The following is a 13999-nucleotide window of genomic DNA, read 5'->3' as shown; positions in this document are numbered from 1 at the left end:
TTTTAATCTCGACCTGAATGCGCCTGATCCCTTAAGGTAGGGCGCCAAACGGATCAACCGGCCGGCCGCCTGGCCGTCGACCCAAGACGGAAGCCTATGAACCCGAATTTTCTGGATTTCGAACAGCCGATCGCTGACCTGCAAGCCAAGATCGAAGAGCTGCGCCTGGTGGGCAATGACAACTCGCTGAACATCGGCGACGAGATCGGTCGGCTGCAAGACAAGAGCAGCGAGCTGACCAAGAGCATCTTCAGCAACCTGACCAGCTGGCAGATCGCTCGCCTGGCGCGTCACCCGCGCCGTCCGTACACCCTGGACTACATCGAGCACATCTTTACCGAGTTCGACGAACTGCACGGCGACCGTCACTTCGCCGACGACGCCGCGATCGTTGGCGGCATCGCGCGCCTGGAAGACCGTCCGGTGATGGTCATCGGCCATCAGAAAGGCCGTGAAGTGCGCGAGAAGGTTCGCCGCAACTTCGGCATGCCGCGTCCGGAAGGCTACCGCAAGGCCTGCCGCCTGATGGAAATGGCCGAACGCTTCAAGATGCCGATCCTGACCTTCATCGACACCCCGGGCGCCTACCCGGGCATCGACGCCGAAGAGCGCAACCAGAGCGAAGCGATCGCCTGGAACCTGCGTGTCATGGCGCGCCTGAAAACCCCGATCATCGCCACCGTCATCGGTGAAGGTGGTTCCGGCGGTGCGCTGGCCATCGGTGTCTGCGACCAGCTGAACATGCTGCAATACTCGACCTACTCGGTGATCTCGCCGGAAGGTTGCGCCTCGATCCTGTGGAAGACCGCCGAGAAGGCTGCCGACGCCGCCGAGGCCATGGGCATCACCGCCGAGCGCCTGAAGGGCCTGGGTATCGTCGACAAGGTCATCCAGGAGCCGCTGGGCGGCGCCCACCGTGACCCTGCCGTGATGTCGGCTTCGGTCCGCGAGGAACTGATCCAGCAACTGGACATGCTGAAGAAGTTCGACAACGACGCGCTGCTCAAGCGTCGTTATGACCGACTGATGAGCTACGGTCTCTGACCTGAAGCCACCCTCTCGGCTATTTGGGGCTGCCTTGCAGCCCTTCGCGAGCAAGCTCGCTCCCACGCCTACCTGTGGGAGCGAGCTTGCTCGCGAAGGGCCGCAAAGCGGCCCCAATTGTTTCTATACCAAGGTTGTCGAACATGACTGATCTCGCCTCTCGGGTGCAGGACAAGCTGGCTCCCTGGCGTGATGCGCCATGCTGGTGCGTGGCACTCTCGGGCGGGCTGGATTCCACCGTGCTGCTGCATGTTCTGGCGACTCTGAAGGAACGGCCGGCCTTGCGCGCCATTCATGTTCATCACGGGCTTCAGCATGCCGCCGATGTCTGGCCCGAGCACTGCCAGCGCTTGTGTGATGCATTGGGTGTCGAGTTGCTGGTGCGACGGGTGAAGGTTGTGCAGGGCGCGAGCCTCGAACAGGCAGCGCGCGATGCTCGTTACCAGGCGTTCGCTGAAGTTCTGCAGCCTGGTGAGCTCTTGCTGACCGGCCAGCATCGCGAGGACCAGGCCGAAACCTTGCTCTTGCGTTTGCTGCGGGGGGCCGGACTGCGTGGTCTGGCGGCGATGCCGGAGTGCAGGTCGCTGGCTGCTGGCCTGTTGGTGCGGCCGTTGCTGGATATTTCCCGTGACGACCTGCTTGCATTTGCCCTGGCGCAGGGTTTGAGCTGGGTCGAAGACCCGTCCAACGCCGATACCCGATTCAACCGCAATTACCTGCGTCACCAGGTGCTCCCGGCTCTGACCTCACGCTGGCCACAGGCTAGCCGCAGCCTGGCTCGTGCGTCCGCTCATCTGGCCGAGGCTGGCGAGCTGCTCGACGAACTGGCCCGCGACGATCTGGCGCGGGCGCAGGGCGTCGAGGACTTCTCGTGGCTCGGGTTGCCCTCCTTGCACTTGCCGCCGCTTGCCCGGCTTTCCCCGGCGCGTCAGCGCAATGCCCTGCAGTTCTGGCTCTCACGATTCACTCGCCTGCCGGATACCGATCACTGGGCTGGGTGGAGCGATCTGCGCGATGCCCGCGTCGATGCGTCGCCGGTCTGGAAACTCACCGATGGCGAGTTGCATCGGGCGGATGAGCGCTGCTACTGGCTTTCCGGCGCCTGGCTGGACGCTCCGGACGCGGAATTGACCTGGGATGATCCACAACAGGCACTGTTGCTGCCTGGCAATGGCAGCGTGGTCTTGAGCGGCACGGTTCCTCTGGAGCCTCTGCGAATCGCCTACCGTCAGGGTGGCGAAAGCATGAATATCCCCGGTCGCGGCCATCGCGATCTCAAGCGCCTGCTCAACGAACGCCAGGTCCCGTCCTTCGTCCGCAGCCGCCTGCCATTGCTGTTCGCGGGCGAGCGACTGGTGGCCGTGGCCAACCTGCCGGACCTCACTGATGGCGATTTGCAACTCGTCTGGAGCGTACCGACGAGTGAGCAAGGTTTGAGGTGATGGGCATCTTCGGGTAGACTACGCTCCCTTCTTGATACAGCTTCTGTGAGCTCCTTTCGAGCCACGGCAGTTGCCGATTACCAAGCAGTTTTTTGCTGGGCGATTCTCAAAATGTGTAGCGAGCTCCGTACCGGGATTCCAACCCCCGGTCTGTACAGACGCGGCAGTATTTTCGGATGCACTGTGATAGACGCAGGTGATCGGGGGCTTCGGCCTTCCTTCGCTTTCCCCGGCGGCGCAGACCGCTTTAACGCAGACTTCTAGGGTTTTTCATGACGCGCTACATATTCGTCACGGGCGGTGTTGTTTCTTCATTGGGGAAAGGCATTGCCTCGGCTTCATTGGCGGCCATCCTGGAGGCGCGGGGGCTCAAGGTCACCATGCTCAAGCTGGACCCGTACATCAACGTCGACCCGGGCACCATGAGCCCGTTCCAGCACGGTGAAGTGTTCGTCACCCACGACGGCGCCGAGACCGACCTGGACCTGGGCCACTACGAGCGGTTCATCCGCACGACCATGACCCAGAACAACAACTTCACCACCGGCCGCATCTACGAGCACGTGCTGCGCAAGGAACGTCGTGGTGACTACCTGGGCGCGACCATCCAGGTCATCCCGCACATCACCGACGAGATCAAGCGTCGCATCATCAAGGGCGCTGGCGATGCCGACGTGGCCCTGGTGGAGATCGGCGGTACCGTGGGCGACATCGAGTCGCAACCGTTCCTCGAAGCCATCCGCCAGCTGCGTGTGGAAGTCGGTTCCAAGCGCGCGATGCTCATGCACCTGACCCTGGTCCCGTACATCGCCACCGCTGGCGAGACCAAGACCAAGCCTACCCAGCACTCGGTCAAGGAGCTGCGCTCCATCGGCCTGCAGCCTGACGTGCTGATCTGCCGTTCCGACCATCCGGTCGACGTCTCCTCCCGTCGCAAGATCGCCCTGTTCACCAACGTCGAAGAGCGCGCGGTCATCTCGCTGGAAGACGTCGACACCATCTACAAGATTCCCGCCGTGCTGCACGCCCAGGGCCTGGACGACTTCGTCGTCGAGCGCTTCGGCCTGCAATGCAATGGCGCCGACCTGTCCGAATGGGAAAAGGTCGTGGATGCCAAGCTCAATCCCGAGCACGAAGTCACCATCGCCATGGTCGGCAAATACATGGAACTGCTGGACGCGTACAAGTCGCTGATCGAAGCGATGAGCCACGCCGGCATCCAGAACCGCACCAAGGTCAACCTGCGCTACATCGACTCCGAAGACATCGAGAACCAGGGCACCGGCCTGCTGGAAGGCGTCGATGCCATCCTCGTTCCCGGCGGCTTCGGTCTGCGCGGCGTGGAAGGCAAGATCACTGCCGTCCAGTACGCTCGCGAGAACAAGGTTCCATACCTGGGCATCTGCCTCGGCATGCAAGTGGCGGTCATCGAGTTCGCCCGTAACGTCATGGGCTGGAAAGACGCCAACTCCACCGAGTTCGATCGCAACAGCGGCCACCCGGTCGTCGGCCTGATCACCGAGTGGTCCGATGCCACCGGTGCGGTAGAGACCCGTACCGAAGCCTCGGACCTGGGCGGCACCATGCGCCTGGGCGCCCAGGAGTGCCAGCTGGAGAGCGGCTCCAAGGTTCACGACTGCTATGCCAAGGACGTGATCGTCGAGCGTCACCGTCACCGCTACGAAGTGAACAACAACCTGCTGCCGCAACTGATCGAGGCCGGCCTCAAGGTGTCCGGTCGTTCCGGCGACGGCGCGCTGGTGGAAGTGGTCGAGTCCAAGGACCACCCATGGTTCGTTGCCTGCCAGTTCCACCCTGAGTTCACCTCGACCCCGCGCGACGGCCACCCGCTGTTCAGCGGCTTCGTCAAGGCTGCCCTGGCGCAGAAGAACAAGGCCTGATCCATGACCCAGAAGATCATTCGCGTCGGTAACATCGAGATCGCCAACGACAAGCCGTTCGTCCTATTCGGCGGCATGAACGTCCTGGAATCCCGTGACCTGGCCCTGAAGGTCTGCGAAGAGTACGTGCGGGTTACCGAGAAGCTCGGTATCCCCTACGTGTTCAAGGCCAGCTTCGACAAGGCCAACCGCTCCTCGATCAATTCGTACCGCGGTCCGGGCCTGGAAGAAGGCATGCGGATCTTCGAGGAAGTGAAGAAGACCTTCGGCGTCCCGGTCATCACCGACGTCCACGAGCCGCACCAGGCGCAACCGGTGGCCGATGTCTGCGACATCATCCAGCTGCCGGCCTTCCTCTCGCGCCAGACCGACCTGGTCGTGGCGATGGCGAAGACCGGCGCGGTGATCAACATCAAGAAAGCCCAGTTCCTCGCGCCCCAGGAGATGAAACACATCCTGACCAAGTGCGAAGAAGCGGGCAACGACCAGTTGATCCTCTGCGAGCGCGGTTCCAGCTTCGGCTACAACAACCTGGTGGTGGACATGCTCGGCTTCGGCATCATGAAGCAGTTCCAGTACCCGGTGTTCTTCGACGTGACCCACGCCCTGCAGATGCCGGGCGGTCGTGCCGACTCCGCCGGCGGTCGCCGTGCCCAGGTCACCGAGCTGGCCCGTGCCGGCCTGAGCCAGGGCCTGGCGGGTCTGTTCCTGGAGGCCCACCCGGATCCGGACAATGCCAAGTGCGACGGTCCGTGCGCCCTGCGCCTGGACAAGCTGGAGCCGTTCCTGAGCCAGCTCAAGCAACTGGATGACCTGGTCAAGAGTTTTCCGACAGTAGAAACCGCATAAGGCGCGTTTCTCCGGTAAAGTAACCCCCCGTTCAGCCCCTGGCCGCAAGGTCAGGGGTTTTCTCCGCCCCAGGCCTGCCCGTGCCCCGTGCCTGGAATCGAGCGGAATTCTTCAAGCTGCGTTGTTTTCGTCAATTCTGGAGTGCTTACAACAATGGCAAAAATCGTCGACATCAAAGGTCGTGAAGTTCTCGATTCCCGGGGCAACCCTACCGTGGAAGCGGACGTACTGCTCGACAACGGCATCATCGGCAGCGCTTGCGCGCCGTCGGGTGCTTCCACCGGTTCCCGCGAGGCACTGGAACTGCGTGATGGCGACAAGAGCCGTTACCTGGGCAAGGGCGTGCTGAAGGCCGTCGCCAACATCAACGGCCCGATCCGCGACCTGCTGCTGGGCAAGGACCCGGTAGACCAGAAAGCCCTGGACCGCGCCATGATCGAACTGGACGGTACCGAGAACAAGGCCAAGCTGGGTGCCAACGCCATCCTCGCCGTGTCCCTGGCTGCTGCCAAGGCTGCCGCCCAGGACCAGGACCTGCCACTGTACGCGCACATCGCCAACCTCAACGGCACCCCGGGCCAGTACTCCATGCCGGTTCCGATGATGAACATCATCAACGGTGGCGAGCACGCCGATAACAACGTCGACATCCAGGAGTTCATGGTCCAGCCGGTTGGCGCCAAGACCTTCTCCGATGGCCTGCGCATGGGCACCGAGATCTTCCATCACCTGAAAGCCGTGCTGAAGGCCCGTGGCCTGAACACTGCGGTTGGTGACGAAGGCGGTTTCGCCCCTAACCTGGCTTCCAACGAAGACGCCCTGGGCGCCATCGCCGAAGCCGTGGCCAACGCCGGCTACAAGCTGGGCACCGACGTGACCCTCGCTCTGGACTGCGCAGCCAGCGAATTCTTCGAAGACGGCAAGTACAACCTGTCCGGCGAAGGCAAGTCGTTCGACGCCGAAGGTTTCGCCGAGTACCTGAAAGGCCTGACCGAGCGCTTCCCGATCATCTCCATCGAAGACGGTCTGGACGAGTCCGACTGGGCTGGCTGGAAGATCCTCACCGACAAGATCGGCGAGAAGGTGCAACTGGTCGGCGACGACCTGTTCGTGACCAACACCAAGATCCTGAAGGAAGGCATCGACAAGAAGATCGCCAACTCCATCCTGATCAAGTTCAACCAGATCGGCTCGCTGACCGAGACCCTGGAAGCCATCCAGATGGCCAAGGCCGCCGGCTACACCGCGGTGATCTCGCACCGTTCGGGCGAAACCGAAGACTCCACTATCGCCGACCTGGCCGTGGGTACCGCTGCTGGCCAGATCAAGACTGGCTCGCTGTGCCGTTCCGACCGCGTTTCCAAGTACAACCAGCTGCTGCGCATCGAAGAGCAACTGGGCGCCAAGGCGGTGTACCGTGGTCGCGACGAGTTTCGCGGCTAAGCGATAGGTGGTAAAAAGACAGCACCGCGCTGTGCCATGGTTACATGACCTGGCTGGCGCGGGCGCTGCGAGCGCTGCAATCACAAAGCCTGGCTTCGGTCAGGCTTCGTGCCATAAGCCCCTCGCGGTAGCGGTCTTTTGCCTGTGGATACCCTGATGCGTAGTCCTTATTGGTTGTTCCTCGTCCTCCTCGCGTTGCTCGGTGCCTTGCAGTATCGGCTGTGGGTGGGCAATGGCAGCCTGGCCCAGGTGGCCGAGCTCAAGCAGCAGATTGCCGACCAGCACGCCGAGAACGAGCGTCTGCTGGAGCGCAACCGCGTGCTCGATGCCGAAGTTCTGGAATTGAAGAAAGGCATGGAAACCGTCGAAGAACGGGCCCGCCACGAACTGGGAATGGTCAAGGATGGGGAAACCCTCTACCAGCTGGCCCAATGAATACCTCCCTGCCTGCCTTCTGGGCAGTGATCCCCGCCGCCGGCGTGGGTGCGCGCATGGCCGCCGACCGGCCTAAGCAGTACCTGCAACTGGGTGGACGCACGATCCTCGAACACAGCCTCAACTGTTTTCTCGACCATCCCTCGTTGAAAGGGGTGGTGGTCAGCCTTGCCGCTGACGATCCCTACTGGCCGGACCTGGCCAGTGCCCGTGACCCGCGCATCCAGCGCGCCGCTGGCGGTCGCGAACGCGCCGACTCGGTGCTCAATGCCTTGTTGCTGCTGCACGCCCAGGGCGCGGCGGACAGCGACTGGGTGCTGGTGCACGACGCGGCGCGGCCGAACCTGGCCCGTTCCGATCTCGATCACTTGCTGGTGGAACTGGCCGATGACCCGGTGGGCGGCCTGCTCGCCGTGCCGGCCCGGGACACCCTGAAGCGCGCCGATGCCGCTGGCCGGGTCGCTGTCACGGTCGACCGCAGTACCATCTGGCAAGCCTACACCCCGCAGATGTTTCGTCTCGGCGCATTGCACCGGGCCCTGGCCGACAGCCTGGTGGCGGATGTGGCGATCACCGACGAAGCCTCGGCCCTCGAATGGGCCGGCCAGGCGCCGCGCTTGATCGAAGGGCGTAGCGACAACATCAAGGTCACCCGTTCGGAAGACCTGGAATGGCTGCGCCAGCGCTGGTCCCTGCGCTGATCCCTCAGCTCATCTGATACTCCGGCCTCAGGGCCAGTCCTTCGCGCAGGTGATCCACCAGCTTGCGGACCTTCGGCGACAGGTGCCGCTGTTGCGGATACAGCGCCCACACCGCTGTGTTGGGTGGCTGGTGGGTCTCCAGCAGCGGTACCAGCGCGCCACTACCCAGGTGCTCCAGCACGTAGTAGTCCGGTAACTGGCACAACCCCATGCCTTGCAACGCTGCATCGAGCACCGCCTGACCGCTGTTGCAGCGCCAGTTGCCCTGTACGCGCTGGGCGATCTCGCGGCCGTCCTGTTGCAGCGCCCAGATGTCCGAACTGCCGATCAGGCAGTTGTGCCGCGCCAGCTCCGACAGGCTATGGGGGCGGCCATAGCGACTGAGGTATTCCGGCGAGGCGCACAGGTACATGCGCCGTGGCGCCAGGCGTGCAGCCACCAGTCGCGATTCCTGCAGGCGACCCAGGCGGATCGCCAGGTCCATGCCTTCGTGCACCAGGTCGAGGGTGTTGTTGGTCAGTTCGATGTCCACCCGCAGATGCGGGTACTGCCCCATGAAGCTCGTCACCAGCGGAACGATGAAGCGCTCGCCATAGGCCACCGCGCAGGTCATGCGCAACAAGCCCTTGGGCTCGCTGGTCAGGTCGCCCATGGCCCGCAGGGCCTCCTCGCGGCCGTCCTGCAAGCGCTGGCAATGCTGGAGAAAGGTCTGGCCAGCCTCGCTAAGGGTGACGCGGCGGGTGCTGCGATACAGAAGGCGGGTCTGCAGGCGTTCCTCCAGCCGCGCCACCTGGCGGCTGATATGGGAGGAAGAAACGCCCAGGCGGTCGGCGGCAGCGGTGAACTGCCCGGATTCGGCCACGGCGACGAATTCGTCGATCCCTTCCCAGCGACTGCTCATTGATTATCCCTGTGCAGCAATAATGTTTTGTCTTCAGCCGGATTATTCATCAAAAGACCTTGAATTACACTGCACGCCTGAAATGTCCTTTCATTGGAGAAGATTGATGATCAAGTCCCGTGCCGCCGTTGCCTTCGAGGCCAAGAAACCGCTGGAAATCGTCGAAGTCGACGTGGCGATGCCGAAAGCCGGTGAAGTGCTGCTGCGGGTGGTCGCCAGCGGCGTCTGCCATACCGACGCCTACACCCTGTCTGGCGCCGACCCGGAAGGCATCTTCCCGTCGATCCTCGGCCACGAGGGTGGGGCGATCGTCGAGGCGGTGGGCGAGGGCGTGACCTCGGTGGCGGTGGGTGACCACGTCATCCCGCTGTACACCCCGGAATGTGGCCAGTGCAAATTCTGCCGTTCGGGCAAGACCAACCTCTGCCAGGCGATCCGCGCCACCCAGGGCAAGGGCCTGATGCCGGATGGCACCACCCGTTTCTCCTACAAGGGCCAGCAGCTGTTCCACTACATGGGTACCTCGACCTTCTCCGAGTACACCGTGCTGCCGGAAATCTCTGTTGCCAAGATCCAGAAGGAAGCGCCGCTGGAGAAGGTTTGCCTGCTTGGCTGCGGCGTGACCACCGGTATCGGTGCGGTGCTGAATACCGCCAAGGTCAAGCCGGGTGATACCGTGGCCGTCTTCGGCCTGGGCGGCATTGGTCTGTCGGCGATCATCGGTGCGGTCAAGGCCAAGGCCTCGCGCATCATCGCGGTGGACATCAACCCGGGCAAATTCGAGATCGCCCGCCAGCTCGGCGCCACCGACTGCGTCAATCCGAAGGACTACGACCGCCCGATCCAGGAAGTGATCGTCGACCTCACCGACGGCGGTGTCGACTTCTCCTTCGAGTGCGTGGGCAACGTCCAGCTGATGCGTGCGGCGCTGGAATGCTGCCACAAGGGCTGGGGCGAATCGGTGATCATCGGCGTCGCCGGTGCTGGCCAAGAAATCGCTACCCGTCCGTTCCAGCTGGTCACCGGTCGCGTCTGGCGCGGTTCCGCCTTCGGGGGCGTGCGTGGCCGCAGCGAGCTGCCGAGCTACGTCGACATGGCCGAGAAGGGCGAGATCCCACTGGATACCTTCATCACCCACACCATGGGCCTGGAAGACATCAACAAGGCCTTCGACCTGATGCACGAAGGCAAGAGCATCCGTAGCGTCATCCACTTCTGAGGTTGCCCATGAGCCTGGAAAACATTTCCTGCCAGAAGAGTTTCGGGGGCTGGCACAAGCGTTATCGCCATCGCTCCGAGGTGCTTGGCTGTGACATGGTATTCGCCGTGTACCTGCCGCCGCAGGCCGAGCAGGGCGGTACGTTGCCGGTGCTGTACTGGCTGAGCGGGCTGACCTGTACCGACGAGAACTTCATGCAGAAGGCTGGCGCGCAAAAACTCGCCGCCGAGCTGGGGCTGATCATCGTCGCGCCGGACACCAGTCCGCGCGGCGCCCAGGTGCCGGGCGATCCGGACGGCGCCTGGGATTTCGGCCTGGGTGCCGGCTTCTACGTCAATGCCACCCAGCAGCCGTGGGCGGCCAACTACCGCATGTACGACTACGTGGTGAGCGAGCTGCCGACGCTGATCGAAGCGCATTTCCCGGCTTCGCAGCAGCGCGCCATCAGTGGCCACTCCATGGGCGGTCACGGGGCGCTGGTGTGTGCCTTGCGCAACCCCGGGCGTTACCAGTCGGTGTCGGCGTTTGCGCCGATCAGCAATCCGATGGACTGCCCGTGGGGGCAGAAGGCGTTCAGTCGTTACCTGGGCGAGGACCGTTCGCGCTGGCGCGAGTGGGATGCCAGCGTGCTGATCGCCCAGGCCGGCGAGCGTCTGCCGCTGCTGGTGGACCAGGGCGATCGCGACGACTTCCTGGAAAACCAGCTCAAGCCGCAGGTGCTGCAACAGGCGGCGCAGGCCGCAGGTTATCCGTTGCAGTTGCGCCTGCAGCCGGGCTACGACCATAGCTACTACTTCATCGCCAGCTTCATCGACGACCATTTGCGGCATCATGCCGCAGCGCTGGGGATCGACCGCGGCTGAGGCGACAATTCGAGCCCAAGCCCCGGTAAAGCGGGTAGAATCACGCCCTGACTCAATCAGGGCGTTTTTCTATGCGTATTGGCCACGGCTACGATGTGCACCGCTTCGCCGAAGGCGATTTCATCACCTTGGGGGGCGTGCGTATCCCGCACAAGTACGGGCTGCTGGCCCACTCCGACGGCGACGTGCTGCTGCACGCCCTGAGCGATGCCTTGCTCGGCGCTGCCGCGCTGGGTGACATCGGTCGCCATTTCCCTGATACCGACCCGCAGTTCAAGGGCGCCGACAGCCGTGTGCTGCTGCGCCATGTGGTCGGCATCGTCCAGGCCAAGGGCTGGAAGGTCGGCAATGTCGACGCCACCATCGTTGCCCAGGCACCGAAGATGGCCCCGCATATCGAAACCATGCGTGCGTTGATCGCCGAAGACCTGCAGGTCGAGCTCGACCAGGTCAACGTCAAGGCCACCACTACCGAAAAACTCGGCTTCACCGGGCGTGAGGAAGGCATTGCCGTGCACGCTGTCGCCTTGTTGCTGCCAGCATGACCGAACTCGAACTTCTCGGCCCGCGTGCCAGCGGGCCGGCCTTGGGCAGTGCGGTACTGAAGGCGGTCGCGGAGGACTTCCAGGTCGATGAGGTGCTCGATATCCCGTTGTCGGGGCAGGGCGAGCACCTGTGGCTGTGGGTCGAGAAACGCGACTTGAACACTGAGGAAGCGGCCCGCCGTCTGGCCCGCGCTGCCGGTGTGCCGCTGAAGACCGTCAGCTATGCTGGACTCAAGGACCGTCAGGCGCTCACCCGCCAATGGTTCAGCCTGCACCTGCCAGGCAAGGCCGACCCGGACCTGTCGGCGGCAGAAAACGAAAACCTGCGCATCTGTCAGCGGGTTCGCCATTCGCGCAAGCTGCAACGCGGCGCGCATTCGGCCAACGGCTTCACCCTGCGCCTGACCCGGCTCCAGGCCGAGCATGCGGCGCTGGATGCCCGCCTCGAACGCCTGCGCGAGCAGGGCGTGCCGAACTACTTCGGCACCCAGCGTTTCGGTCATGCCGGCGGCAATGTCGAGGAAGCGCGGCACTGGGCCGGGCGCAAGGCCCTGCCGGAGCAGCGCAACCTGCGTTCGCGGCTGCTGTCCAGTGCGCGCAGCTACCTGTTCAACCGGGTCCTGGCCGAGCGCGTCAACGATGGCAGCTGGCAGCGTGCCCAGGTGGGCGACCTTCTGGCCTTCACGGACAGTCGTAGCTTCTTTCCGGCGGGTGAGTCGGAATGCAGCGACCCGCGCCTGGCCATTCTCGACCTGCATCCTACGGGGCCGTTGTGGGGCGAAGGCCTGCCGGCCACAGAGGGCGCAGCCGGCGTGCTCGAACAGCGTATCGGCCACGAGGAAGCGGCGCTTTGCGAGTGGCTCGGCAATGCTGCGATGAAGCAGGAGCGACGCATTCTGCGACTGCCCATTGGCCGGCTGACGTGGCATTATCCCGAGCCTGATATCCTGCAACTGGAATTCGTCCTTCCGGCCGGATGCTTCGCCACCGTGGTGGTGCGCGAACTCGTCGATCTGGTCCCGGCAGGGCAGACGGACAGCCCATGCGTATTCTGATTTCCAATGACGATGGCGTTATCGCGCCCGGACTCGCCGCGCTCCATGGTGCGCTGGCGGACTATGCCGAGTGCGTGGTAATCGCCCCGGATCAGGACAAGAGCGGTGCCAGCAGCTCGCTGACCCTTGATCGTCCACTGCATCCGCAAACCTTGCCCAACGGCTATATCAGCATCAACGGCACGCCGACCGACTGCGTTCACCTCGGGCTCAACGGCCTGTTGAAGGAGACGCCGGACATGGTGGTCTCGGGGATCAACCTCGGTGCCAACCTGGGCGATGACGTGCTGTACTCCGGCACCGTCGCTGCTGCGCTGGAAGGGCGTTTCCTCGGCAACACCTCGTTCGCCTTCTCGTTGCTCTCGCGCTTGCCGGACAACCTGCCGACCGCTGCCTATATCGCGCGCAAGTTGGTCGAGGCCCATGCCCGTCTGGAATTGCCGCCGCGTACCGTGCTCAACGTCAACATCCCGAACCTGCCGCTGGATCACATCCGTGGTATCCAGCTGACCCGCCTCGGCCATCGGGCGCGGGCGGCGGCGCCGATCAAGGATGTCAATCCGCGGGGCAAGGAAGGCTACTGGATCGCGGTGGCCGGTGACGTCGAGGATGGCGGCCCGGGTACCGATTTCCATGCGGTCATGCAGGGTTATGTGTCCATCACGCCACTGCAGCTGGACCGTACCTTCAACGATGCCTTCGAACGCCTGGGTGGCTGGCTGGAGGGGGTGCTCTGATGCGCGATCAGGACGACATGATGCGCCGCGGTATCGGCATGACTTCCCAACGCACGCGGGAGCGCCTGATCCAGCGCCTGTGCGAGGAAGGGGTGACCAATCCGCGGGTACTGGAAGTACTGCGTCGCACCCCGCGGCATCTGTTCGTCGATGAAGCGCTGGCGCACCGTGCCTACGAAGACACCGCCCTGCCGATTGGCCACAACCAGACCATCTCCCAGCCGTTCATGGTCGCGCACATGAGCGAGGTGCTGCTGGAGGCCGGTCCGCTGGACAAGGTCATGGAGATCGGCACCGGCTCCGGCTACCAGACCGCCGTGCTGGCGCAACTGGTGGAACGGGTGTTCTCGGTGGAGCGGATCAAGGTCCTGCAGGATCGGGCCAAGGAGCGCCTGACCGAGCTCAACCTGCGCAACGTGGTGTTCCGCTGGGGTGATGGCAGCGAAGGCTGGCCGGCGCTGGCGCCCTACAACGGCATCATCGTCACCGCGGTCGCCCCGGAAGTCCCCCAGGCCTTGCTCGACCAGTTGGCTCCGGGCGGGCGTATGGTGATCCCGGTGGGCGCTGTCGGGGAAACCCAGCAGTTGCTGTTGATCGTTCGCGAAGAGCACGGTTTTTCCCGTCGCGTGCTGGGTGCGGTACGCTTCGTTCCGTTGCTCAACGGGACCTTGTCCTGACTGCAGTTTATTTTCGACAGCGGCGAATTCTCGGCGCGCCGCCAGGTCTATCTGGCGGGCGCTTTATATCCGGGTCTGCAACTGTTCACGTTTTGCGTTTCTTCAACGAGCGCAAGTTGGCGGCGCCTGGTTATAATTGCAACGTTATTGCATTTTCAATATTGGAAAACATTCAAGGGAGCGGCGG

General features: G+C 63.5%; 14 protein-coding genes. 13 read left to right on the top strand and 1 reads right to left on the bottom strand.

Translation table 11 applies throughout. The annotated features are described in order from the left end of the window. Positions 1 to 96: 96 nt before the first annotated feature. The 7 genes from accA (at position 97) to ispD (ending at position 7815) form a co-directional block, all read left to right on the top strand. The gene (accA, locus tag V0R59_RS20175; RefSeq protein WP_330076227.1) at positions 97 to 1044 is read left to right on the top strand and encodes an acetyl-CoA carboxylase carboxyl transferase subunit alpha; all 948 of its coding nucleotides are present in this window, start codon (positions 97 to 99) and stop codon (positions 1042 to 1044) included. A gap of 143 nt (positions 1045 to 1187) precedes the next feature. Further along, positions 1188 to 2486 carry a tRNA lysidine(34) synthetase TilS gene (gene tilS / locus V0R59_RS20170; RefSeq protein WP_330076226.1) on the top strand — a complete coding sequence of 433 codons (1299 nt, stop codon included), beginning with the start codon at positions 1188 to 1190 and terminating at the stop codon, positions 2484 to 2486. A gap of 272 nt (positions 2487 to 2758) precedes the next feature. Continuing rightward, positions 2759 to 4387 carry a CTP synthase gene (locus tag V0R59_RS20165; protein ID WP_330076225.1) on the top strand — a complete coding sequence of 543 codons (1629 nt, stop codon included), beginning with the start codon at positions 2759 to 2761 and terminating at the stop codon, positions 4385 to 4387. Positions 4388 to 4390: 3 nt separating this feature from the next. Then, complete coding sequence (gene kdsA, locus V0R59_RS20160) at positions 4391 to 5236, top strand: 3-deoxy-8-phosphooctulonate synthase (RefSeq protein WP_330076224.1); 846 nt, start codon at positions 4391 to 4393, stop codon at positions 5234 to 5236. A gap of 153 nt (positions 5237 to 5389) precedes the next feature. After that, positions 5390 to 6679: a phosphopyruvate hydratase gene (gene eno / locus V0R59_RS20155; RefSeq protein WP_330076223.1), complete on the top strand. Its 1290-nt coding sequence runs from the start codon at positions 5390 to 5392 to the stop codon at positions 6677 to 6679. A gap of 156 nt (positions 6680 to 6835) precedes the next feature. Continuing rightward, a complete protein-coding gene (gene ftsB / locus V0R59_RS20150) occupies positions 6836 to 7114 on the top strand; it encodes a cell division protein FtsB (protein WP_330076222.1) in 279 nt (92 codons plus the stop codon). Continuing rightward, a complete protein-coding gene (gene ispD / locus V0R59_RS20145; protein ID WP_330076221.1) occupies positions 7111 to 7815 on the top strand; it encodes a 2-C-methyl-D-erythritol 4-phosphate cytidylyltransferase in 705 nt (234 codons plus the stop codon). Before ftsB ends, ispD begins: the two co-directional genes overlap by 4 nt. Positions 7816 to 7819: 4 nt before the next feature. Here ispD and V0R59_RS20140 read toward each other — a convergent pair whose 3' ends face one another. Continuing rightward, entirely contained in the window at positions 7820 to 8716 is an 897-nt protein-coding gene (locus tag V0R59_RS20140; protein WP_330076220.1) for a LysR substrate-binding domain-containing protein, read from the bottom strand. A 106-nt stretch (positions 8717 to 8822) separates the two neighbouring features. On the opposite strand from V0R59_RS20140, the gene V0R59_RS20135 reads away from it, so the two are divergent. The 6 genes from V0R59_RS20135 (at position 8823) to V0R59_RS20110 (ending at position 13812) form a co-directional block, all read left to right on the top strand. After that, positions 8823 to 9935, top strand: coding sequence for an S-(hydroxymethyl)glutathione dehydrogenase/class III alcohol dehydrogenase (locus V0R59_RS20135; RefSeq protein ID WP_330076219.1), 1113 nt, complete (start codon positions 8823 to 8825; stop codon positions 9933 to 9935). A gap of 8 nt (positions 9936 to 9943) precedes the next feature. Then, positions 9944 to 10798, top strand: coding sequence for an S-formylglutathione hydrolase (gene fghA, locus V0R59_RS20130; protein ID WP_375547394.1), 855 nt, complete (start codon positions 9944 to 9946; stop codon positions 10796 to 10798). A gap of 71 nt (positions 10799 to 10869) precedes the next feature. Continuing rightward, positions 10870 to 11343, top strand: coding sequence for a 2-C-methyl-D-erythritol 2,4-cyclodiphosphate synthase (ispF, locus tag V0R59_RS20125; protein WP_330076217.1), 474 nt, complete (start codon positions 10870 to 10872; stop codon positions 11341 to 11343). Next, positions 11340 to 12398: a tRNA pseudouridine(13) synthase TruD gene (gene truD / locus V0R59_RS20120; RefSeq protein WP_330076216.1), complete on the top strand. Its 1059-nt coding sequence runs from the start codon at positions 11340 to 11342 to the stop codon at positions 12396 to 12398. Before ispF ends, truD begins: the two co-directional genes overlap by 4 nt. Next, positions 12386 to 13135, top strand: coding sequence for a 5'/3'-nucleotidase SurE (gene surE, locus V0R59_RS20115; protein WP_330076215.1), 750 nt, complete (start codon positions 12386 to 12388; stop codon positions 13133 to 13135). Before truD ends, surE begins: the two co-directional genes overlap by 13 nt. A 38-nt stretch (positions 13136 to 13173) precedes the next feature. Then, positions 13174 to 13812, top strand: coding sequence for a protein-L-isoaspartate(D-aspartate) O-methyltransferase (locus tag V0R59_RS20110; protein ID WP_330076260.1), 639 nt, complete (start codon positions 13174 to 13176; stop codon positions 13810 to 13812). Positions 13813 to 13999: the final 187 nt, after the last annotated feature.

The sequence above is a fragment of the Pseudomonas ulcerans genome (assembly GCF_036324125.1).
In the GTDB taxonomy this organism is placed as follows: Bacteria; Pseudomonadota; Gammaproteobacteria; order Pseudomonadales; family Pseudomonadaceae; genus Aquipseudomonas; species Aquipseudomonas ulcerans.
The sequence above is the reverse complement of the archived record's forward strand: the minus strand, read 5'-3'. Positions and strand labels throughout refer to the sequence as shown.